This window comes from Dermabacter sp., assembly GCF_032550575.1.
Classification (GTDB): domain Bacteria; phylum Actinomycetota; class Actinomycetes; order Actinomycetales; family Dermabacteraceae; genus Dermabacter; species Dermabacter hominis.
On sequence record NZ_JAWFZC010000001.1, the window covers coordinates 285,626 to 308,124 of the forward strand.

Annotated in this window: 22 protein-coding genes; 8 read left to right on the forward strand and 14 right to left on the reverse strand. The window is 62.1% G+C overall.

Annotation, left to right across the window (positions count from 1 at the left end; all coding sequences use genetic code 11):
* Positions 1-52: 52 nt before the first annotated feature.
* Genes E6X30_RS01350 through E6X30_RS01375 form a run of 6 tightly spaced genes read right to left on the reverse strand, consistent with a single transcriptional unit; the run spans position 53 to position 4,933 of the window.
* On the reverse strand, positions 53-373 hold the full coding sequence (locus tag E6X30_RS01350) for a metal-sulfur cluster assembly factor (protein ID WP_016664646.1): 321 nt from the start codon (positions 371-373) through the stop codon (positions 53-55).
* Positions 374-405: 32 nt separating this feature from the next.
* A complete protein-coding gene (gene sufC / locus E6X30_RS01355; RefSeq protein WP_016664647.1) occupies positions 406-1,158 on the reverse strand; it encodes a Fe-S cluster assembly ATPase SufC in 753 nt (250 codons plus the stop codon).
* Between the two features lie 15 nt (positions 1,159-1,173).
* Positions 1,174-1,509, reverse strand: a complete 336-nt coding sequence (locus tag E6X30_RS01360; RefSeq protein ID WP_016664648.1) for a non-heme iron oxygenase ferredoxin subunit — start codon at positions 1,507-1,509, stop codon at positions 1,174-1,176.
* A complete protein-coding gene (sufD, locus tag E6X30_RS01365) occupies positions 1,510-2,703 on the reverse strand; it encodes a Fe-S cluster assembly protein SufD (protein ID WP_096882883.1) in 1,194 nt (397 codons plus the stop codon).
* Positions 2,703-4,130: a Fe-S cluster assembly protein SufB gene (sufB, locus tag E6X30_RS01370; protein WP_034373305.1), complete on the reverse strand. Its 1,428-nt coding sequence runs from the start codon at positions 4,128-4,130 to the stop codon at positions 2,703-2,705. The genes sufD and sufB overlap by 1 nt, the downstream gene beginning before the upstream one ends.
* Positions 4,127-4,933: an ArsR family transcriptional regulator gene (locus E6X30_RS01375; RefSeq protein WP_316335581.1), complete on the reverse strand. Its 807-nt coding sequence runs from the start codon at positions 4,931-4,933 to the stop codon at positions 4,127-4,129. The genes sufB and E6X30_RS01375 overlap by 4 nt, the downstream gene beginning before the upstream one ends.
* A 185-nt stretch (positions 4,934-5,118) precedes the next feature.
* Between E6X30_RS01375 and E6X30_RS01380 the strand changes: the two genes are divergently transcribed.
* The 5 genes from E6X30_RS01380 (at position 5,119) to E6X30_RS01400 (ending at position 11,100) form a co-directional block, all read left to right on the forward strand.
* The gene (locus tag E6X30_RS01380) at positions 5,119-6,015 is read left to right on the forward strand and encodes an ABC transporter ATP-binding protein (protein WP_316335582.1); all 897 of its coding nucleotides are present in this window, start codon (positions 5,119-5,121) and stop codon (positions 6,013-6,015) included.
* On the forward strand, positions 6,012-6,803 hold the full coding sequence (locus E6X30_RS01385; protein WP_316335583.1) for an ABC transporter permease: 792 nt from the start codon (positions 6,012-6,014) through the stop codon (positions 6,801-6,803). The genes E6X30_RS01380 and E6X30_RS01385 overlap by 4 nt, the downstream gene beginning before the upstream one ends.
* Before the next feature lie 37 nt (positions 6,804-6,840).
* Entirely contained in the window at positions 6,841-7,809 is a 969-nt protein-coding gene (locus E6X30_RS01390) for a heme A synthase (RefSeq protein ID WP_016664654.1), read from the forward strand.
* Complete coding sequence (gene map / locus E6X30_RS01395) at positions 7,806-8,594, forward strand: type I methionyl aminopeptidase (protein WP_016664655.1); 789 nt, start codon at positions 7,806-7,808, stop codon at positions 8,592-8,594. Before E6X30_RS01390 ends, map begins: the two co-directional genes overlap by 4 nt.
* Positions 8,595-8,859: 265 nt before the next feature.
* Positions 8,860-11,100: a CAP domain-containing protein gene (locus tag E6X30_RS01400; RefSeq protein ID WP_316335584.1), complete on the forward strand. Its 2,241-nt coding sequence runs from the start codon at positions 8,860-8,862 to the stop codon at positions 11,098-11,100.
* 502 nt (positions 11,101-11,602) lie between these two features.
* Here E6X30_RS01400 and acnA read toward each other — a convergent pair.
* Genes acnA through E6X30_RS01415 form a run of 3 tightly spaced genes read right to left on the reverse strand, consistent with a single transcriptional unit; the run spans position 11,603 to position 17,634 of the window.
* Positions 11,603-14,263 carry an aconitate hydratase AcnA gene (acnA, locus tag E6X30_RS01405; RefSeq protein ID WP_316335585.1) on the reverse strand — a complete coding sequence of 887 codons (2,661 nt, stop codon included), beginning with the start codon at positions 14,261-14,263 and terminating at the stop codon, positions 11,603-11,605.
* A gap of 39 nt (positions 14,264-14,302) precedes the next feature.
* Entirely contained in the window at positions 14,303-15,628 is a 1,326-nt protein-coding gene (locus E6X30_RS01410; RefSeq protein ID WP_070458540.1) for a class I SAM-dependent RNA methyltransferase, read from the reverse strand.
* Between the two features lie 41 nt (positions 15,629-15,669).
* The gene (locus tag E6X30_RS01415) at positions 15,670-17,634 is read right to left on the reverse strand and encodes an APC family permease (RefSeq protein ID WP_070436088.1); all 1,965 of its coding nucleotides are present in this window, start codon (positions 17,632-17,634) and stop codon (positions 15,670-15,672) included.
* A 144-nt stretch (positions 17,635-17,778) separates the two neighbouring features.
* On the opposite strand from E6X30_RS01415, the gene E6X30_RS01420 reads away from it, so the two are divergent.
* The gene (locus tag E6X30_RS01420) at positions 17,779-18,447 is read left to right on the forward strand and encodes a TrkA family potassium uptake protein (protein ID WP_016664660.1); all 669 of its coding nucleotides are present in this window, start codon (positions 17,779-17,781) and stop codon (positions 18,445-18,447) included.
* Positions 18,444-19,154: a TrkA family potassium uptake protein gene (locus E6X30_RS01425; protein WP_034373330.1), complete on the forward strand. Its 711-nt coding sequence runs from the start codon at positions 18,444-18,446 to the stop codon at positions 19,152-19,154. The genes E6X30_RS01420 and E6X30_RS01425 overlap by 4 nt, the downstream gene beginning before the upstream one ends.
* Positions 19,155-19,194: 40 nt before the next feature.
* Here E6X30_RS01425 and E6X30_RS01430 read toward each other — a convergent pair whose 3' ends face one another.
* The 4 genes from E6X30_RS01430 to dut are packed head-to-tail and all read right to left on the reverse strand — an operon-like array spanning position 19,195 to position 21,442.
* Entirely contained in the window at positions 19,195-19,893 is a 699-nt protein-coding gene (locus tag E6X30_RS01430) for a DUF3159 domain-containing protein (RefSeq protein WP_016664662.1), read from the reverse strand.
* Entirely contained in the window at positions 19,890-20,252 is a 363-nt protein-coding gene (locus E6X30_RS01435; RefSeq protein WP_070436089.1) for an OB-fold nucleic acid binding domain-containing protein, read from the reverse strand. The genes E6X30_RS01430 and E6X30_RS01435 overlap by 4 nt, the downstream gene beginning before the upstream one ends.
* Positions 20,253-20,255: 3 nt before the next feature.
* Positions 20,256-20,939: a DUF3710 domain-containing protein gene (locus tag E6X30_RS01440; protein ID WP_034373338.1), complete on the reverse strand. Its 684-nt coding sequence runs from the start codon at positions 20,937-20,939 to the stop codon at positions 20,256-20,258.
* A gap of 2 nt (positions 20,940-20,941) precedes the next feature.
* Positions 20,942-21,442: a dUTP diphosphatase gene (dut, locus tag E6X30_RS01445; RefSeq protein ID WP_034373341.1), complete on the reverse strand. Its 501-nt coding sequence runs from the start codon at positions 21,440-21,442 to the stop codon at positions 20,942-20,944.
* 123 nt (positions 21,443-21,565) lie between these two features.
* Between dut and E6X30_RS01450 the strand changes: the two genes are divergently transcribed.
* Entirely contained in the window at positions 21,566-22,045 is a 480-nt protein-coding gene (locus E6X30_RS01450) for a DUF3093 domain-containing protein (protein WP_168161944.1), read from the forward strand.
* Positions 22,046-22,059: 14 nt separating this feature from the next.
* Here the strand turns inward: E6X30_RS01450 and E6X30_RS01455 are convergent, their stop codons facing one another.
* Complete coding sequence (locus E6X30_RS01455) at positions 22,060-22,362, reverse strand: DUF4193 domain-containing protein (protein WP_016664667.1); 303 nt, start codon at positions 22,360-22,362, stop codon at positions 22,060-22,062.
* Positions 22,363-22,499: the final 137 nt, after the last annotated feature.

Sequence of the window (22,499 nt, forward strand, 5' to 3'; positions counted from 1 at the left end):
CCCGGTTCACCGTGAAGTGAGCCGGGCCCCGCCCTTTCCTAAGCCGCGCAGGTTAGAGGTTGAAGCCGATCGCGCGAAGCTGATCTTTGCCGTCCTCAGTAATGCGTTCCATGCCCCACGGCGGCATCCACACCCAGTTAATCCGGTGCGTCTCCGTAATCGGGTCGAGCGCAGCAAAAGTCTGCTCCTCGAGCACGTCTTGAAGCGGACACGCGGCACTCGTCAGGGTCATGTCGACAACGGCATTGCCGTTCTCGACGGTCACGCCATAGACGAGGCCGAGGTCAACGACGTTAATCCCGAGCTCGGGATCGATGACGTCCTTCAGTGCTTCGGTGACGTCCTGTACGCTGACGTCTTTCGATTCGGACATTGCTTAAGCCGTCCTTCCGGTGGTCGTGAGGCCTACGCCGTGAGGTAACGGTCGTAGCCCTCGGCCTCGAGGCGCTCGGCGAGCTCAGGGCCGCCTTCTTCCGCCACGCGACCATTCACAAAGACGTGCACGAAATCCGGCTTGATGTACTTGAGGATGCGCGTGTAGTGCGTGATGAGCATGACGCCGAGATCAGTCTCGTCCTTCACACGATTCACGCCCTCCGAAACGACGCGAAGAGCATCGACGTCAAGTCCGGAATCGGTCTCGTCGAGGATCGCGATCTTCGGGCGCAGCAGCTCCATCTGGAGAATCTCGTGACGCTTCTTCTCGCCTCCCGAGAACCCTTCGTTCACGTTACGCTGCGCAAAATGCGGGTCCATACGGAGCTTTTCCATCGCGGCGTTCACATCTTTGACCCACTCGCGCAGCTTCGGGGCCTCGCCCTCGACCGCCGTCTTAGCGGTGCGCAGGAAGTTCGAGACGGTCACGCCGGGAACCTCGACCGGGTACTGCATCGCGAGGAAGAGCCCGGCCTTTGCGCGCTCATCGACGCTCATCTCGAGAACGTCTTCGCCATCGAGGAGGACTTCACCCGAGGTGATTTCGTACTTGGGGTGACCGGCGAGCGAGTACGCGAGCGTGGACTTGCCCGAGCCATTCGGGCCCATGATCGCGTGAGTTTCACCGGAGCGGAGCGTGAGGTTCACGCCCTTGAGGATCTCCTTGGTGCCTTCGGGAGTTTCCACGGTTGCGTGGAGGTCCTTGATTTCAAGAACGGACATGGTGTTCCTTTCAAGTCAGGAAAGTTCGATGGGGTCGAGCGAAACGCTGATCGTGCCGCTCGCCTGGTCAATCGTGACGGGGTATACGGGTGTTGCGACATGCGCGGGAAGCTGCCTAGGCACGCCGGTACGTAAATCAAACTGACTACCGTGCTTCCAGCATTCCAAGGCGCCGTCCTCGACGTCGCCATCAGAGAGATTGACGTTGCGGTGGGTACAAAGATCGCCGAGTGCGTGCACGGTGCCATCCGTGTCGCGCGCAAGGGCAATCTCGATACCGTCCACCTCGATGCCCATCACGGATCCAGGCGCGAGGTCATCAAGGTGTGCTACCGCGTGTGTCGTGGACATTTAGTTCATGCTCCGTTGCAGCTCGACCTCGATCTGCTCCGTGAGGTAGTCACGTACCTCTGGAACCTCGATCCTCTGGATGAGCTCCTGGAAGAAGCCGCGAACGACGAGACGGCGCGCCTCGATCTCGGAGATGCCGCGCGCCATAAGGTAGAACAGCTGCTCGTCATCGAAACGCCCGGTCGCAGCGGCGTGCCCCGCCCCTTCAATTTCGCCGGTCTCGATCTCGAGGTTCGGCACTGAATCGGCACGGGCCCCCTCGGTAAGAACGAGGTTGCGGTTCATTTCGTACGTCTCGGTGCCTTCGGCTTCCTTGCGGATGAGTACGTCGCCCACCCACACACTGCGCGCACCGCGCCCCTGGAGGGCGCCCTTGTACAGGACGTTCGATGTGCACTTCGGCGCGGCGTGATCCACGAACAGTCGGTGCTCGAGGTGCTGGCCTTCGTCGGAAAAGTACAGGCCGTCCTGCTCAACTTCGCCACCGGGGCCGGCGAACGTCGCGGTTGAATTCACGCGCACCGCCTTGCCGCCGAGCGTCACGACGATGTGCTTGAGGCGAGCGTCCTTCCCGATCTTCGCGACGTGAGTGGCGACGTGCACGGCATCGTCGGCCCAGTCATGGATCGCGATCACGGTCATCTCGGAGCCCTCGTCGAGGACCATCTCGACGTTCTGCGCGTACAGCGCGGAGCCCGTGTGGTTGATGACGTAGGTCGCGCGCGCATTAGCTTCGGTGTGCAGCACGATCTCGCCGTGGCTGGCGATGGATGCGTCGTGTCCAGAAACTTCCACGCGCGCCGGTTCGCTAGCCTCGGTGTTCGCAGGGGCCTTGAGGTACAGTGCGTTCGCGGTCAGCTCCGCGGCTGCCGCGGCGATGCGGTCCTCGGGGAGGATCGCCGTGTGGCGCGGGGCTTCCTTCTCCCCGAGCGAATCGACGACGAGCCCTTCGGGGGACTCGACCTCGTAGCTCACGACGCTTTCCTCGACGTGGGTCTCGCGTGCCTCAAAAAGCGGGGCGAGCTGCCGCAAGCTCGCAAAGCGCCACTCTTCTTCGCGGCCGGTCGGGATCTCGTGGTTGTCGATCCCGAAGGCGGCGTGGCGGGTCGCGCGAGAGAGGAGGCCGCTGCGCTCACCCGGAAGGGCAATACCTTCCGATTCGAGCTGTGCCTTCGAATGATCCGTCGTGGTCATTAACCCACGGCTCCTTCCATCTGCAGTTCAATGAGGCGGTTGAGCTCGAGCGCGTACTCCATGGGGAGCTCACGCGCGATCGGCTCGATAAATCCGCGCACGATCATCGCCATTGCCTCGGTTTCTTCGAGGCCGCGACTCATGAGGTAGAACAGCTGTTCTTCGCTGACCTTGGACACCGTTGCCTCGTGTCCCATCTGTACGTCATCCACGCGAACGTCGACGTATGGATAGGTATCGGTTCGAGAGACCTGGTCGACAAGGAGCGCATCGCAAAGGACGTTAGAGGCGGAGTGGTGCGCACCCTCATTGACCTGGACGAGGCCGCGATACGAGGAGCGGCCGCCACCGCGAGAAACCGACTTCGACACGATCGAACTCGAGGTGTGGGGCGCCATGTGGACCATCTTCGAGCCGGTGTCTTGGTGCTGCCCCTCGCCCGCGAAGGCGATCGAGAGAGTCTCGCCGCGCGCGTGCTCACCCTGGAGCCAAACCGCGGGGTACTTCATGGTGACCTTTGAACCGATGTTGCCATCGACCCATTCCATCGTTCCGCCCTCTTCGACGGTCGTGCGCTTCGTGACGAGGTTGTACACGTTGTTCGACCAGTTCTGAATGGTCGTGTAGCGAACGCGCGCATCCTTTTTCACGACGATCTCAACGACCGCGGAGTGGAGCGAGTCCGACTTGTAGATCGGCGCCGTGCAGCCTTCGACGTAGTGCACGTACGAGCCCTCGTCGGCAATGATGAGCGTGCGCTCGAACTGCCCCATGTTCTCGGTATTGATGCGGAAATAGGCCTGGAGCGGGATTTCCACGTGGACGCCCTTCGGAACGTACACGAATGAGCCGCCCGACCACACCGCGGTGTTGAGCGCCGCGAACTTGTTGTCGCCGGCAGGAATCACGGTGCCGAAGTACTCCTCGAAGATCTCGGGGTACTCGCGAAGGCCCGTGTCGGTGTCGACGAAGATGACGCCCTGTTTTTCGAGATCCTCGCGGATCTGGTGGTACACGACCTCGGACTCATACTGAGCGGCGACGCCGGCGACGAGGCGCTCCTTTTCTGCCTCGGGAATACCAAGGCGATCATAGGTCGCCTTGATGTCTTCAGGCAGGTCTTCCCAGCTCTTCGCCTGCCCCTCTGTCGAGCGCACAAAATACTTGATGTTGTCGAAATCGATCTCGCTAAGATCCGCGCCCCACGTGGGAAGCGGCTTCTTTTCAAAGAGCGAGAGTGCGCGCAGTCGGCGCTTGAGCATCCATTCGGGCTCGTTCTTCAGGTGCGAGATGTTGCGCACGACTTCTTCACTCAGCCCTCGCTGAGCAGTGGCGCCGGCGGTATCCGAATCGTGCCAGCCATATTCGTAGCTGCCGATCGACGCGATGATCTCGTCCTGACTGAGCTGCTCTGGTGCAGTCGTCATGGCTTCCTTCCTTCTGTGAGCAAATCTGTGGTGACGTCCGAGGCAAGTTCCCCTTCGGCCATGGACTCGGCAATTGCCGCGCTCATGGCCGGGGTTAAGTGGGTGGTGCACACGTGCGCACCCGCCGCTCGAGTCGCGAGGCGCTGAACGGGAACGCCGAGCATTCTCGAAAGCGCAGCCGTTTCAACCTCGCACAGCTCCGGGTGCTTCGCGGCGATGTCTTGGACCGGGCAGCGTCCCTGGCACATCTGCACCGTCGTGAGGGTCCGCGACGGGGCACCGTCTCGCCCGAGAGAGCCGACGCTCACCGTGACCGGCCTGAGCGATGCGGCATAGCCGAGTTCTTTGAGAAGGTCGATCACGAGGCGCACGCGGCGCGCCGGCGTCACCTCACCTTCATCGCTTTCACGCGCATAGCGCCGCTCGAACTCCGCTTCCCATTCGGCGGTGCGCGCCTTCGCGAGCGCGACGAGGGCCTCGTGCCCGCCAGCGCGTTCGAGTTCTTTCATCGCCAGTAGAGCGAGGCTTTCGCACTCTCTCGAGGCTGCATCAGGCTCCGGGGCGGTCGCGGCGAGCACGAACTCCTTGCGAGGGCGCCCGCGCCCTCGGGGCCTGTGGGACGATTCCTTTTCCTCAATGATGCCCTCGGCGTGCAATTGGGATAGGTGCCGACGGATAGCAGCGCCGGTGAGGTGAAAACGTTCGGCAAGGTCGCCTGCGGCGATGGGACCGTCGATACTAATAGCCTCGATGAGGCGTTCGCGCGTCGAATCATTGGCGGACGCTTCGGTGCGAGCATTCACGACATCCTCCTTTCGCCAAACCGGTGGACGATGCGATTCTACAAACCGTGAGTTTCGAAAAGATAGAGAGGGTTACCTAAGTCCCGGCGGAGCGCGGCGTATGTCACACACATCGCGAAAACCAGTCGACCGTCGGACCCCTCCCGCCCCTCGCCGCGGCTGCGCGCACATTACCATGATGTGCCATGGGCACTCACACTTCGACCGCAGCCGGGCGCGCGGCCACACCACCGCCGGCACTCGAAATCACTCACCTGCGTAAACAATTCGGTTCCGTCACGGCGTGCGAAAACGTGAGTCTCTCGGCGAAATTCGGGGAGATCACCGCGCTGCTAGGCCCAAACGGCGCCGGCAAATCCACGACGATCGCGTGCGCGACCGGGCTCCTCTCCCCCGACGGAGGCGAAGTACAGCTCCTAGGCGCCAACCCTCTCACTCACGACGCCGAGACTCGCGCGAGGGTCGGCGTCATGCTTCAGGACGGCGGCCTCACCTCAGGAGCCACCCCAGCGCACCTTCTCACCTACGCCTCATCTCTATATGCGAGGCCACGGGACTGGCACACTCTGGCCCATGAACTCGGTATCGATGCCTTTTCATCGACCCTCGTGCGCCGACTCTCCGGCGGTCAACGGCAGCGTTTGAGCCTCGCTCTTTCACTGCTCGGTGTGCCCGACGTCCTTTTTCTCGACGAACCGACCGCTGGCATGGATGTTGCGGTCAAGCGACGCACGCGAGAGCTTATCCGAGCCGAAGCGGAGCGGGGCGCTGCAGTCATCCTCACCTCTCACGCGCTCGACGACATCGCCTCGCTCGCGGATCGCGTCATCGTCATCGCCGAAGGCTCCGTGAAGGCCGACGGCACCCTCGCCGACGTCGAACGCACGCTCGGGAGCCAATCCCCGCTCTCGATCGATATTGCTGCGAGTGCCCCTTCGGAGGAGCGTCTCGTGGCGTTTGAACAGGCAGTACGTAACGCCGCCGAAATCCAAGGGGTCACTCTCGCCATCGAACACGGCCCCGATTCCCTCGAGGACATTCTCGTGTCGCTGTCGAACACGCGAGCAAAGGAGACGAAGTGAGCACGGACCCGCACTCGGTAATGTCCGATTCGCGCCGCGCCGCCCGCACCCCTCGGCGCATCGCCGCGCACGCACAACTTGAAGCACGGGCGATTCTCACCAACGGAGAGCAGCTCATGGTTTCGCTCATGCTGCCTGCAATGGTTCTTCTTGGCTTGCGGTTCGTCCCTGTTTCGCCCGCTCTTTTTGGCGGCAAGTCGCCGTCAATGACCGACGCCGTTGCCGCGACAGCGGTGACCGCCATCATTGCCACTTCCCTCACCTCACAGGCAATCGCCACCGGCTTCGACCGTCGAAATGGGGTGCTGCGTTGGATCGCCACGACACCTCTCGGTCGCGGCGGTTACATGCTTGGCAAATTGGGTGCGATGGCAATCGTGCACATCTTGCAGATCGTTGTACTCGGCGCCCTGTCGTTCGCACTTGGGTGGCGGCCCACCGCTGGTGAAATCCTGTGGTCGATTCCCGTGTGGATTCTTGCCACGTGTGCCTTCGGGGGGCTCGGTCTTTTGATCGCCGGCATGCTTCGCACTGAGGCCGTACTCGCGCTGTCAAACATCATTTTTATTCTCCTCATCGCCGTCGGTGGGGTGGCGATCCCCGCGAACGGATTTCCCGCGCCATTCGACACTCTCGTCTCAGTGCTGCCGTCGGCTGCTGCATCGAGCGCACTCACCGAGACGCTATCGGGGCACGCACCCTCCCTCGCCGCGCTCGGGCTCCTCGCCCTGTGGGCCGCGGTCTTTGGGAGTTTGACGGTGAGATTCTTCCGCTGGACGAGCGCCTGATTCACCGATCCTGCCCCGCCTTTCTTACACTGAGCGCATGACAGCACACACGAACGCCCCCAGCTCCCTTCCACGGGAACGCAAACGCTGGATCACGGCCATTTTTTGGATCAATCTCGCGTGCCAAATCGGCATTATCGCGACCGGGGGCATCGTGCGTCTCACGAAGTCCGGGCTCGGGTGTTCGTCGTGGCCGCACTGCGAGCCGGGTGAGTTCACTCCTCGTTATCACCCTGAATCCGGGCTGCGCCCCTTCATCGAATTTGGCAACCGTGCCCTCACGCTCGTTCTGCTCGTGTTCGCAATCCTCGTGCTCGTGGCGACTTACAAGCATCTGCGGACCAAAGGCAAGGGGTTTGTGCGCCTTTCCTGGGTCCCGCTCATCCTTACCGTGTTCCAGGCAGTGTGGGGCATGCTTGTCGTGTATTTGCACTTGCACCCGTTCTTCGTGTCGGTGCACTTCATCGTCTCGCCAATCCTCGTGGCGTCCTCCGCGGTACTGGTGTACCGGCTTTATGAAGGCAATGGTTCCGCGAGGCTTGCCGTGAACCGCGGAGCACAGTTCGTGTATTGGCCGCTCGCTGCCGTCGGATTTATCGTGCTGATTCTCGGCACCCTCACGACCGGTTCGGGCCCCCACTCCGGTGACGCCAATACTCCACAGCGTTTCCCTTTTAACCCCGCGAAAATTGCGTGGCTCCACGCCGATTTCGTGTGGCTGTTCTGCGGTCTCCTGCTTGGCGTGGCAATCGTCCTGATGGTGACAAAAGCTCACGCCCGATCAAAGAGGGCCCTTGTCGCGCTCACGATCGTCACGCTCCTCCAGGCCGTGATTGGTTATATCCAGTACTTCACCGGACTCCCCGAAGCTCTCGTGGGACTCCATATGCTCGGAGCCGCGCTCCTTTCGGCGAGTATCGCTTGGCTCGGCGCCAGCCTGTTCACGTGGTACCCCCTCGGTGAAGGCACAGCCCCGGACGACTACTCGAAGGATGCCCAGTCATGAGGGGCTTTCGCACTCACCGCTACCCCACCCCCGAACAGATTCGCCCCGCCGGCGAGTTCGTTGCGGGCGTGCTCTCCTCGCTTCGTCGAACCGTGTCCGTAGGCGACAACCTTCTCGAGATTGATGCCGAAGTCCACCGCATGATTCGCGAGGCTGGCGCCACATCGTGCTACCTCGACTATCACCCGAGTTTCGGCGCTTCGCCGTTCGGGAAAGTCATTTGTCTGAGCGTGAACAACGCGGTGCTTCACGGCCGCCCCTACGATCGCACCTTGGAGAGCGGGGACCTGCTTTCCATGGACTTCGCGATCGAGCTCGAGGGCTGGGTTGCTGACTCTTCACTCTCGATTGTCGTGGGCGAGCAGCGAGAGGATCACCTGAAACTTATTCGCGATACAGAAAGCGTCATGTGGGCAGGTATTGGTGCTGCCCGGGCGGGCAATACAGTCGGCGATATCGGCCACGCGGTTGAGACCCGGGCCGCGGAGCTGGGTTACACGATTAATCACGAGTTTGGCGGCCACGGCGTTGGCCGTACCATGCACGAAGCGCCGTTCGTGCCGAATTTCGGTGCCCCGGGCTCAGGCCAGAAACTCCGCGAGGGAATGGCAATCACGGTCGAACCGTTTTTGACGCCGACGACCGACGTCATGACCATCACCGAGCGTGATGGCTGGACCGTCGAATCGGGCGACGGCTCAACAGGGGCCCACGCCGAACACACCCTCATCGTGACAAAAGGTGAGCCGATCATCGTCACGGCGCGCTCCGACGACCCAGCCTAATCGAGTCCCCTAGAATCTGCGCCGAGTAGACCGTCCGCAGGGGCTCTGGCGCGACGCGGAAGAAGAGTTCACCGTATTGTTACGATTTTGTAACGCCCTCGTCGCTCTTCGCCTACGTAAAAATATACGCGGATAGTAGTATCCCTAGCGGCCCAAGCCGATGAGCGGACGCAGATCCACCGTCTCCACTCCCGCGTTCCCTGGCAACCGATGCACAGGTTGAGTGCAGTGGCGGTAACCGTGACGAACAGAAAAGAGAATCCCTATGACCTTCACCCGTAAGAAGCTTGGGCCGGTGATCGGCCTTGGTCTTTCTTTGTCGCTATTAGCCGCATGTTCGGGCGGAAGCGCGGCCAACCACGCCGCCTCGCGGCCTTCCCCGAGTATGTCGACGTCTGCCGACTCCTCTTCGAGCGCGTCGACGTCACCGAATGGCACAAGCGACAACCAAGCGGGCTCTGGCGCTGCGGCAACCGAATCGACGCAGTCAGGAGAAGACGACGAGGACCACTCAAACGAATCTCTCGCCCAGCGGTGGGCGAGGAAGAAAAACCGTTCTTTCGGTCAGGATGCCAGCCGCATCGGTGAATCGGGCAACAGCGGCGTAGACAACAACTCCGAACTGAACGCCGGCAAAGCCCCCACGGATGGCCGCGGCAACGACAACAAGTCCGGTTTTGAGATCACCCCGGAGACCGCACTCGCTCGCAGCGAATCGGATACGCCCATTCCGCCCGCGAAAACCCCCGACCAGAACTCCACTCCGGTCGAGGACAATCCCGCCTCGAAACCGGCGGCACCGAAGCCGGCTCAAGACAACACTGGCGGCGAGAAGAACGGGACGATCGTCGCGGCTCCCGAGCCGAATAAGCCAGGCGATCACCGCGGCGATTCGGGTAAGCCTGGTAGGAAGCCAGGTAAGTCTGACGGCACCTCTCAGCCGGAGCGCCCGAGTAACCCGAGCAAGCCGAATAAGCCAAAGAAGACCGTCACTATCGCAGCCTTTGACGAAGAAGGCTACAACGCCGCGCTCAAGGATTGGAACAACAATCTCCAGTCAGCTCGCAACGCGTCCGCTCGCGCTAACACCGAGCTCGATAGGGCGCGCCGCGAGGCAGAATCCTCGCGTGCAAAGGCCGAAGAATCGAGGGCTGCCTACGAACGCGAGAAGGCGAAACTCGATGAGCTGATCGCGGCAATGCCGGGTGACGGCGATCTTGCAGCAAAGCGCGATCTCGCCGCTAAGCTCAAGGTTGAGGCTGAGAAGGCTGCCGCCGACGTCGAGGCTGCTGACGCAAAGCTCGCCGCGGCTCAGAAGGCTAAGCAGGATGCTGATCGGAAGTTTGGCGACGCCACGAAGCAGCTTGCGGCGCTTTCGGGCGAGCGGGAGCAGCTCGAACAGGGCAGCTCAGTTCTGTACTCCGCGCTCGATGAGCAAAATCAGCTTCGCGCCCTCTCGGATGCTGTCGCCGAACGCATCAATGCGTACCGTGTGAAGAACGGTTTGAACGAGCTCGTGTACGCGCCCGTGTTCAACGATGAGGCTGCCAAGTGGTCCACAAGCATGGCGACGAGCAAGGAGCTCAAGCACTCCAACAAGGACAAAACTGGCTACAGCGGCGAAAACGTCATTCAGGCGACGTGTGACCTGGATGCGTCCAGCGTCGATGAGTGCGCCGACGATCTGTTCAAGAAGTGGCACGATTCCGATGCCCACAACGCGAACATGCTGGACGAACGATTCTCTCACGCTGGTCTCGGCCTTGCGAAGAGCGATGACGGCCAGGTGTACGGCACGAACACTTTCTACCTCAAGGAAGACGCGCGCCTCGCGAACTCCGACACCCGCGAGCCGAAGTCGAAGGCGATGCCTGAAAATCTCGAAGGCGAGTACGTGCCCGACGGCGCAATCGCTGCCACCGGCGGCTCGAAGCTCACCTACGAGGTCGACGATCGCAATACCACCGAATATGAGAAGTGGGAAGGCGGCAAGGAAGGCCTCGACTATACCAAGGGTGTGCAGCGCGGGGTGGATGAGCGCATCTCTTCACTGAGTGACGCTCCAAAGATCGAGGAGCTCAAGGATCTCGACTCCAAGATCGCTGACGCTCGGACCGAGGTCGACGAGGCGCAGGCCGAAGCCGATAAGAGCGCGAAGGAAGTCGCGGACGCCGAAGCCGCTAAGCAGGACGCTGAGCAGCGCAATACCGAGAGCACCGAGGCTTCGACGACCGCCGATCATGAACTCGCTGATGCGGAAGCTGCCGCTCCCGAAGCTGAGAAGGCACGTGCTGCGCAGCAGGCTAAGGTCGATAGGCAGACCGAGTCTGTGGGTAAAGCAGAGTCGAAAGCCGGCGCTGACAGCCAAGCCGCGTTGAAGGCTGAGAACGAACTCAAGGACGCTCAGGCTAAGGCCGATGAGGCAGCGAAGGCAGAGGCCGGCGTTGAGGCCGACAAGCCTACCGAGAAGGATTTCACCTCCTACCACGAGATCCCTGCGGAATGATCTAACGATTGCGCTTCCCGCACGGGATCCTTCGAAGGGGCCGCTTCATCACGAAGCGGCCCCTTTCGATACCCGTTTTACCCCTCCGCCGTCCTCACGATTGTGGAGACATCAGTGTAATCCTCGAAATCAGGAGCCTTGAGCGCCGCATTCTCCGGAGGAAGATTCGCTGTGCGAGAGGACTCTTCCCCACCGCCGTCACTAGCACCGCCGCCGTTCGAGCCGGCAGCATCGCTACTGGTCGAAGAGGCCGATGGAGTCGCGGCAAGCGTCGGACCGCCAGCAGACTCACCCCCACCACAGCCGACCAACCCCGCCGCCACCAACGCGACAACACTAAAAACACCACAAGCCCGCGCTCGCCCGCTCAACATGCACTCCCCCGATCCGGTCCACTATCACCCCACTCCCCCGAGCGAGGCCCATGTCACATAGCCAACCAGAACGCTACAGTCCGCGCAACAAGTGTCGCGCGGACTGTGGACAAGCGGAGCGTGTGCTCTTATTGGGCGAGCGAGCGAAGCACGTACTGGAGGATACCTCCGGCACGGAAGTAGTCGGCCTCGCCCGGGGTATCGATGCGCACGATCGCCTCGAACTCGATGGGCTCTGCACCTTCGCGTGTTGCGCGTACGGAGACGGTTTTCGGGGTGATGCCTTCGTTGAGAGCGCTCGCGCCAGAAATGGAGAAGGTTTCTTCGCCCGTGAGGTCGAGGCTTTCAGCCGACTCGCCAGCGGGGTACTGCAGCGGCAGCACGCCCATGCCAATCAGGTTTGAGCGGTGAATGCGCTCGTAGCTCTCGGCGATGACCGCGCGCACGCCCAGCAGCTTCGTGCCTTTGGCTGCCCAGTCGCGAGACGAGCCGGTGCCGTACTCCTTGCCGGCGAGGACGACGAGCGGGATTCCCGCTTCGGCGTAGTCCTGCGCGGCATCGTAAATGAAGCTCTGCTCACCGGTGAGGAAGTTCCTCGTGGATCCACCTTCGACGCCGTCGAGAAGAAGGTTTTTGAGACGGATGTTCGCGAAGGTGCCACGGATCATGACCTCGTGGTTGCCGCGGCGCGAGCCGTAGGAGTTGAAATCCTTGCGGTCCACGCCGTGCTCACGCAGGTACCGCCCGGCGGGCGAGTCGGCCTTGATGGCGCCGGCAGGCGAGATATGGTCGGTCGTCGTCGAGTCGCCAACCTTCACGAGTACGCGCGCACCTTCGATGTCACGAATGGCATCAAGCTCCATACTCATCCCCTCGAAGTACGGAGGTTTGCGCACGTAGGTCGAGTCTTCGCTCCACTCGAACGTGTCACCGTCGGGAGTGTCGAGGCCGCGCCAGCGTTCATCGCCGGCGAAGACATCGGAGTAGTCGTTTTCGAACATCTCCTGCGTGATGTTCTCGGCGATCGTCCGCTCGACCTCGGTGGGGTTTGGCCAGATGTCTCGCAAAAAGACCTCGTTGCCGTCGGCATCGCGCCCGAGCGGGTCGGTGTCGAAGTCGAAGTCCATGGTGCCCGCGAGGGCGTAGGCGATGACAAGGGGCGGCGAGGCCAGGTAGTTCATCTTGACGTCCGGGTTGATACGCCCCTCGAAGTTGCGGTTGCCCGACAGCACAGCGGTCACGGCAAGATCACCCTCGGCAATGGCTTCGGAGATCTCAGGGGCGAGGGGGCCGGAGTTGCCGATGCAGGTTGTACAGCCGTACCCGACGAGGTGGAAACCGAGTTTCTCGAGGAACGGCCATAGGCCGGCCTTCTCGTAGTAGTCGGTGACGACCTTCGAGCCTGGCGCCATGGAGGTCTTCACCCAGGGCTTTACTTCGAGGCCGCGCTCAGTCGCGTTCTTCGCCAGCAACCCTGCGGCCATCATAACCGATGGGTTCGAGGTGTTAGTGCACGACGTGATCGAGGCGATCGAGACGATGCCGTGGTCGATCGTGTAATCAGCTCCCTTGACCGCTGTGGGATTCGAGGTGTTCTCGGCATAGGCCGGCAGGGATTTCGCGAAGCTTTCTTTGGCGTCGGTGAGCACGATGCGGTCCTGCGGGCGCTTTGGTCCGGCGATCGAGGGGACGACGGTTGCAAGGTCAAGCTCGAGGTACTCGGAGTACTCCGCTTCCCGCTTCGGGTCATGCCAAAGCCCCTGACGTTTTGCGTAGGCCTCCACAAGGGCGACGTGTTCGTCGTCGCGACCCGTGAGGCGAAGGTAGTCCAGGGTGATGTCGTCGATTGGGAAAATGGCGGCGGTCGAACCAAACTCGGGGCTCATATTCCCGATCGTGGCGCGGTTGGCGAGGGGAACCTGCGCGACACCTTCGCCGTAGAACTCCACGAACTTGCCGACGACACCGTGCGCACGCAGCATTTCGGTGATGGTAAGAACCACGTCGGTAGCGGTGGCCGCGGGCGGAATCTCTCCCGTGAGCTTGAAGCCGACGACTCGCGGGATAAGCATCGAGACGGGCTGGCCGAGCATCGCTGCTTCTGCTTCGATACCGCCAACACCCCAGCCGAGCACGCCGAGGCCGTTAACCATGGTCGTGTGGGAATCAGTGCCCACGCACGAATCGGGATAGGCGCGCAAGGCGCCGTCGACTTCGCGGGTCATAACGGTCCGGGCGAGGTACTCGATGTTGACCTGGTGGACGATGCCCGTGCCCGGCGGGACAACCTTGAAGTCATCGAAGGCGCCCTGGCCCCAACGAAGGAACTGGTAGCGTTCGCGGTTGCGTTCAAACTCGAGGTCCATATTGAGCTCGAGTGCATCGACGCGGCCGGCGACGTCGATCATGACGGAGTGGTCGATCACCATTTCCGCAGGGGCGAGCGGATTGATTTTCGAGGGGTCTCCGCCGAGCTCACTCATGGCTTCGCGCATTGTTGCCAGGTCGACGATGCACGGCACGCCGGTGAAGTCTTGCATGATGACGCGCGCCGGCGTGAATTGGATTTCTTCGCTCGGCTCAGCGTTCGGGTCCCATCCGGCGAGAGCCTGGACGTGCGCCGCAGTGATGTTTTCGCCGTCCTCGGTGCGCAGGAGGTTTTCGAGCAGCACTTTCAAACTGTAGGGAAGCCGACGGTAACCTTCGACGGCATCGAGGGCATAAATCTCGTATTCGCGCGCATTGACGGTCAGGGATGTCTTGGCACCGAATGAATTCACCGTGCTCATGGGGTCTCCAATCGATAGTGGGGTCGATCGTTATCAGAATTATCGCGCGGCTCGTTCGAGCTTCACGACGCATTCCATGTGGTGGGTGTGGGGGTAGAGGTCGAAGACCTGGAAGTCAGTGATGGCCCACCCTTCGTGCTCGGCAACGCGCAGGTCACGGGCGAGGGTCGAGGGTTCGCACGACACGTACACCATGCGCGTTCGCGTGAGCTCGGCGAGGCGTGCCATCGCGGCTTCGCCGACGCCTGCGCGCGGCGGATCCATGACGACGCGGTCGGCACCCTCGGTGGAGCGAGCGAGGAAGTCGCGAACGTCAGCACTCACGGTCCTGGCCTGGGGGTATGCGGCAAGGTTGGAAGCGGCGTCAGCGCTCGCTCGCTCCGCGCCTTCGACGCTCACGAGTTCGCCTTCAGCTCCAACCGCGCGGGCGGCAGGGACGGAGAAGAGGCCCGCCCCGGCGTATAGATCCCAGACGCACTCGCCTTCGCGGGCGTCGAGGGCCTGTCCGACGGCGGCTGTGAGGAGGCGAGGCGCATCGACATGCACCTGCCAGAAACCACCGGCGTAGAGCGTGAAAGTGTCGTCGCCGACTATTTCGCGAACGGTGTCGTCGCCTCGAAGCGTGGTCGTGGCCGCGCGGGTGGTGAGCAGAACACTCGCCTTGTCGCAGCCTGCGGGGAGGTTAAGCTCCTCGAGACTCAACTCTTTTTCGGCGCGCACAATGATCGCGGGGCTGCTTCCGCTCGGGGCTGCGACATCGACTGCTACGACCCCGCTCGGGGCCTTCCATACCCCGATGCCGAGGCCCTGGATGACGGGGTGGGCAAGCGGGTTGGAGCCGACTGCGTGAATGTCATGGGAGCGCCATCCGCGCATGCCCACCTTGCCGTTGTCGACGGCAAACCGAACGCGGGAGCGCCAGCCGAGGCCCGTGTGGTCGTCACGCGCGGGTTCGATCTGAATGTCTTCGATCGGGTAGCTGGTGATTCGCGCGCGAGTCATAAGTTCCTGAAGAACTTCGGTTTTGATGCGCCGCTGGGCTTCGATACGGATGTGGGCGTAGTCGGCCCCACCGATCCCTTCGTAACCGGATTCAGGCCATGCGCTCGGTACTCGGTCAGGGCCGGCCTCGATCACGTCGATTGTTTCGGCACGCCAAAAGCGCGCATTCGAGCTCGACTCGGGAAGGAGCTCAGCGACGACCGTTTCTCCGGGGCAAGCGCCGCGAACGAAAACAACGCGGCCGTCGTGCCGGGCGACGAACGTTCCTCCATGCGCGGGCTTGTCGACCGTCACCGTGATGAGCCGCCCCTCCCCTGCGAGCTCCTGGACTTCTTCGGGACGCTCAGACGCAGGATGGGTCATGGGGTGCACTCCTTGACGACAGTGGTCGGGATGGTCACGATCTATGCGCTGTGCTCGGGATCGTTGAGATCCCAGGGGACCGGGCAAATAGACACACGCTCGTACTTATCGAGCCGCGTCGTCACTCGCCTGAGCACGTGATTGTGCATGATCGACTCCCACCAGTGTCCCACGAGATATTCCGGAATGTAGACAACGACAGCGTCGCGCGGATAGGTGCGTGTAAAAGATCGCACGTAATCGTCGAGAGGCGCGAGCAGATCACGATATGGCGAGTTAATGACGCGAAGCGGGATGGGAATTTCGCGCCGGAGCCATTCAGAGCTGAGCTTGTCGATCGCCGAGTCGTTGGTTCTCACCGCGACAGCTTGGAGACTCAGGTGCGGCGAGCTCATCGCCTTCTTAATGGCATGAACCGCTGGCCTGTTGAGCTGCGTGAGGAGCACGATTCCGCGCGTGGGGTCCTTGCCATCGAGGGGTGCGGGTGCGGCGATAGGCCAGCGGCCGCAGTCGTCGTTTTTTTCGAGAGCGAGGCGCGAGGAGATCCGTGCGTAGTAACGACTCACGATCGTCATCACGCCCCACATAAGGGCGACGGCACTGAGCGTGACCCAGGCTCCGAGGAGGAAGTTTGCGGTCGCGACGGTAAGCAGCACCACAGTCAGGCACACGGCAGCAACGATGCTCACGACGCGTTTACGGCCGTAGCGCTGGCGTTCCTTGAGCCGTACCGCGAGGCGGTATTTCTTCGTGTAGTGACGGAACATGCCGAACTGGCCGATCGTGAAGGTGGTAAACACACCCACGACGTACATGTGAATCAGCAGCGTGATGTTGGCTCCGGTCGCGAGAACGACAACGCCCGCGAGTGCTGCGAGAAGCAAAATACCGTTGGAGTATACGAGCCTGTCGCCCCGTGCGGCAAAGACGCGAGGGACATACCCGGTGCGCGCGAGAGCAGCCGTCAGAACGGGGAGACCCGTGAACGCAGTGTTCGCAGCGATGCAGAGCACGAGAGTTGCCATCGCGAGCATTGCAATGGCCATGATCGACCCTGGCCCGAAGATCGCTTCGGCGATCTGCCCGAGGACCGGGATCGCTTCACTCACGCGAGCCCCGCCCGCTTGGCGAGGAGAAAGGGATACCCCGGTGGCACTGGCAAGGACCATCACCCCGACGAAAAGTGTCGCCGTGAGCGCACCGGAGATGACGAGAGTGATCCGCGCGTTGCGAGCCTTCGGTGGTTGAAAGACGGGCACGGTGTTGGTGATGGCTTTGATCCCTGACACGACGGGCAGACCGCTGGAGAAGGCTCGTGCGAGAACCAGGATTCCCCCGAGTACGGTGAGGGCAGCCGGCGCCCCCTCTCCCGGTTCTGGGATGCTACCGGCCTGCGGCGACATGCCGAGAGTTCCACGCATCGCTTCAATTCCGCCCCACATGAGTGTCACAGCTATGAGGCCGATGAAGCCGTACACGGGCAGACTTACGAAACGCGCTGACTCCCGCGCTCCTCGGAGGTTCACGAGAGCGAGGAGCGCAACGATCGCGATCGCAATGCCGGTTTGGAAAGGGGCGAGGGCGCTCATGGCACCGCCGATGTACGCGCCGGCCTGCGAGGTGGCGACAGCGACCGTGAGCACATAGTCGGTCACGAGTGCGGCGCCAGCGAGACGCCCCGCATGGGGTCCAAGGGTTGTGCGAGCAACAACAAAGTCGCTGCCACCGCCCGGAAACTCCTCGATCACATTGATGTGGGCCGTCACCACGATGGCCATAACGGCAACAACGGCGAGAGCTACCCACGGGCTTAGTGCGAGAAGGCCGACGCCTGACAAGCCGAGCGTGAGGATGATTTCGTCTGGTGCGTACGCGAGTGCGCTGACGGTATCGGCGGCAAAGGAGGGGATTGCAAAGCGTTTGGGAAGGCGCTGGCGCGCAAGGCGATCGGAACTGAACGGACGCCCGATGACGATGCGTTTGACAGAAGCAAAGGGGCCAAGCACACGATTAATCTACTCCGCGCCCACGTCAGACGCACATCCGCACCGCTTGCACACATCCCTTCGCCGATGTGCGCGCTAGGCTGGGCGATGCACGGGCACTACCCGTCACGCTCTAGACATCCGCATCTGCGCGAGGATCACTCAATGCATATCGTCATCATGGGCTGCGGCCGCGTCGGCGCCACGCTCGCCACGAAGCTCCAGGCAATTGGGCATTCGGTAGCGATCATTGACCGCAACGACAAGGCCTTCCGTATGCTCCCCGATGATTTCACGGGCCTCAAAGTCCACGGAATTGGTTTCGATCGCCGCTCCCTCGAACGCGCGCGATGCGACGAAGCGGTCGCGTTCGCCGCCGTTGCGGGCGGGGACAACTCGAACATTATCGCGGCACGTGCAGCGAGACAGCTGTACGGGATCCGCAACGTTGTCGCTCGCATCTACGACCCCAAACGCGCCGAGGTCTACGAACGCCTTGGCATCGCGACGGTGCCCACGGCCCGCTGGACGACGAACCAGATGCTCACGCGACTCATCCCCGGGCAGTCAGCTCGCGAATTTCAAGACATCTCCGGGAACGTGTCGATTCTTGCGTGCGATTTCCACTCAAGTTGGGTAGGCACGACCCTTGCAGACCTCGAGGAGCTGACCGCTTCGCGCGTCGCGTTCGTCACCCGATACGGCGAGGGAACCCTGCCCGCTCGCGACTACCGCATCCAGGAAGAGGACATCGTTCACCTCGCACTCGAAACGACCCGCGAGGGTGAAGTCACCGCGCTTCTCACCCACCGATTCGAGGAGGAAGCCGAATGAAAATCGTCATCGTAGGCGCAGGAAGCGTCGGTCGGAGTATCGCGCGCGAGCTCATCGATAAAGGCCGCACCGTTACCCTGGTCGACCTTGAAGAGGCACGGCCCGGCCTCGAGGACGTCTCGTGGGTACAGGGCGATGCCGCTGAGCTCGATGTCCTCGAGCGTGCGCAGCTCGCCGAGGCGGACGTCGTCGTTGCAGCGACGGGCGATGACAAGGTCAACCTCGTCGTCTCGCTTCTCGCCAAGACAGAGTTCGGGGTTCCCCGCACCGTCGGTCGCGTCAACCACCCTCGCAACGAGTGGATGTTCGACGACGCCTGGGGCGTTGACGTTGCGGTCTCGACCCCGCGCATCATGACGTCCCTCGTTGAGGAAGCCGTGAGCGTCGGCACCGTTGTCACCATGTTTTCGTTCGCAAAGTCCGAGACGGACATGGTCGAAATTACGGTTCCGGAAACCTCCCCGATCGTCGGCAAGGACATCGGCGACGTCACGTGGCCATCAAGCGCGACGCTCGTGGGCGTCGTACGCGAGGGGCATCCGCGCCCCCCGGCGCAGTCCGAAGCCCTTGAGCCGCGCGATGAACTCCTCTTTCTCGCACACCGCTCGTGCCTGACCACGCTCCAGCACACGGTCGTCCCCCGCGATCTTGAAGAAACCACCGCAGCGCTTCCAGTCGTTCGCGACGCGGATGAGGACGACGACTAGACGCCGCGCGGATGAGCCACGAGCCCGGCGCTCGCAGGCTTCACGCGCTCGGCGCAGAAGGGTGTGAGGCGCGGGAGGCGTCGGATTCCATACGCCCCACGAGCGCTCGGTGCTGCAGAAAAACCGCGTAGGTCACGAGCACAAACGCGGGTATTCCCATGAGCAGTTTGGCTACGCCGAGCGCGTCCGTCGCTCCCGCGAAATACAGCGGGGCCTGCACCGCGACCTTGAGCACGAAAAGTCCTGCAAAAAGGAGCGTGGAAGAGGTGTAGGTGTGCATGCCCGCTTTTGACGATCGCCACTGGGCCACGCGCGGGTCAACGATCGCTGCGACATAGCCCACGGCGGGATGTCTCACGAGCACAGAGAGCAGAAGTCCGATGGCGTACACGGCGTTCGTGACAAGGCCCGGCACATAAAAGCCGCTTCCGTTGCCGCTTTTAATGGCGATGAACGCCCCAAGAGCCACCCCAATTGCGCCGCTTATCGCCGGCGTGACCTGGCTTTTCGTGACAATCCGCCAGATGAGGGCAATAGCCACAACGGCAAGCGAGGCGGCGCTTGCGATGACGACGTTGCGAGTGAGCAAGAACAGGATGACGAAAAGGAGAGTCGGCACGACCGACTCGACTAGCCCGCGCACACCGCCGATCGCGTCCACGACGCTGTATTCCTTGGAGGAAAAACTCGCCTTGAGGCCGGTTGCGGGTGGCTCGGGAGCAGAAGAAGGAGAGGTCACTGGCCGTCGTCCTTTACACCGTGGATTGCGTAGCGCGGGTTGTACATGAGGCGTTTGCGGCCGCGAAGACCCACAAACCCCTCGACTTCGAGACGTGTCCCAGGCTCGATGCCTGCGATTGATTGCCGCCCGAGCCAGACGAGTGCGAGCCTTCCCGTGCCGTCGTGTAGCTCGACGTCGAGCTTCGGGTCGCGGCCGGCCGGCTGCACGACGATCGAGCTCACCGTGCCGAGGCAGCGGGCGCGGCGACGCGAGGTGATCGAACCAATCTCATCGCGATCCGCGAGGCCGTCATCCTCATCATCGGTGACCGCCGATGAGACGTTCAGGATTTCCTTCGCCTTCGCAAAGACGCTCACGCGCTACCTCACTTCGGCGATTGTGGGCCCCTGACCGAGCGGGTCGGTTTCATCCGGGAGCGCAGTCGCAGCACCTTCCCCAGGAATCGTCAACTCGAGTACCTCGCGGGGTGCCTTCGCCATCGAACCGCGAACGACGACGATTGAGCGAATGATGTCCTCGATCTCTTCGCGGATCGGTCCCGCCTGCAGTGCGGCACCGGAAATGACAGCGCGCAAGAACCAGCGGGGACCATCGATACCCACGAAACGCATGGGTCGGTGCGCGCGCGAGTTCGATCCCTTGACGGCGATCGGGATACGAGCGTAAAGCTCGGTGCCGAACGTCCCCTCGCGCGTTTCAGTTGTCCCGCCTTGCGACGCGATCGATTCGCGCAAGGACTTCCGGATCTCATCCCACAGCCCTTCGCTTTTGGGAGCCGCGAACGCATTGACCTGGACCTGGGAATCCCCGTAGGTCAGGGTGAGGCCCGTGACAGCCCTCGAGCGTTGCTCGACCTCAACGGCGATGCTCATACCCTCGCGTGCGGGGATCTGCAGCGATCCGAAATCGAGTCGCTCGTCGTCGGGCGCGTCCGCGATGTCGTAAGGTCCCTTCACCTCTTCTGGTTCAGGGGCGTGATCCTCAGAAGCCTGCACGTTTTCAGCGGGCGCAGCCTTCCTCTTTGAGCGTCCAAAAAGTCCCATGACTATGCCTCGTTTCCTGTGCTGACAGCGGTCGAAGAAAAGCCGCCGCTCGAGCCAAAACCTGCTTCGCCTCGCTCTGCTTCGTCGAGAGAATCCACGTCCACGATGCGCGGGCGCAGAATCGGGACGATCACGAGTTGCGCGATGCGATCACCGCGGGAAATGCGAAGAGTGTCGCTCCGGTCCGTGTTGAGAAGGGCAACCTTGAGTTCGCCACGGTAGCCCTCATCCACAATCCCGGGACCATTCACAATTGTGATGCCATGCTTTGCGGCGAGCCCCGAACGGGGGCACACAAGTCCGACGGTAGCCGACGGAAGCGCGATCCTCACTCCCGTGGGAATGAGAGCGCGTTCACCGGGGGCGAGCTCGTAGTCAATGGCACTCGCGAGATCAAGTCCCGCGTCGTCGGCGTGCGCTCGTGTGAGCGAGAGTTCTGGAGCGTCGCACACGGTCTGAAGTTCGACCGCCGACGCCGTGGATGCCGTGGCGTTTTCACTCATGTCTCAAGCCTATCCCCGCGCGGGTTCTTCTCGCTGATTCCTGGGTGCGTGGTGCGGCACGTATAGAGACGAGCCCAAGGCGCGACGCGTGTACGCCTCGAGGCATGTGAGACGATGGCAGCCATGACCTCCCTGTTTCATGAGCGCCTCCATCCCGGCCCATTTGTCGTGTGCATCGCGATTATCTTCGGTGTTTTGCTGGGGGCGATTCTTACTCCATTGAGCGAGATCGTCGGTATTGCCACCGCCATCACCCTCGGGGCTTTCTTTCCGGCGCTTCTCGTCGCCTCCTCGCCCGTGGTGGAGGTCCGCGCGGATGTGGTTGCCGCAGGCCCCGCGCGCATCGAGGTGGATGTTCTCGGTGAACCGCGCATCCTGAACAAAGCGGATTTCGAAAAAATTCTGGGGCCGGACATTCGCCCTCTTGATTTTCGAGTTGTACGCGGATGGATTTCGACCGGCGTTGAAGTACCGGTTATCGACCCCGACGACCCGACACCCGCACTCGTGTTATCGCTACGACGCCCCGAAGATTTTGCCTTGGCTCTCAAAACCGCGCAGAAAAAACGGGCGCACGAGGATTCTTCCTCGCACACCCGCTAAAGGTTCGCAGGGTTTCAGTCGCCCGAGCATTCTTTACAAATGATGAGCTTGCCCTCGACGTGATCGATCTGGCTGCGGTGCTTCACAAGGAAGCACGAGCCACACGTGAATTCGTCAACCTGACGAGGCAGCACGGTTACCGAGAGTTCCTCGTTGGAAAGGTCGGCACCGGGAAGTTCGAACCCCTCGGCAGCTTCGGCTTCGTCTTCGTCAACGGCAGGCGAGGCGTTATCGTTCCGGCGCCCCTTGAGTTCCTCAATCGAGTCCTCGCTCGAGTCGTCGTCCTTCTTGAATGGGGCGTCGTAATCGGTGGCCATGATTCTCTTTCACGGGGGTCTGGGGCGCTGGGGGTTTGGCGCCAAATGCGGAGTTGAGCAACGGCGGGAATTCTCCCAGGTTGGCTCTCACTTTGCAAGCTGTCCGAAGAAGATACCAGAGTTCCGCTCCTCGCGCC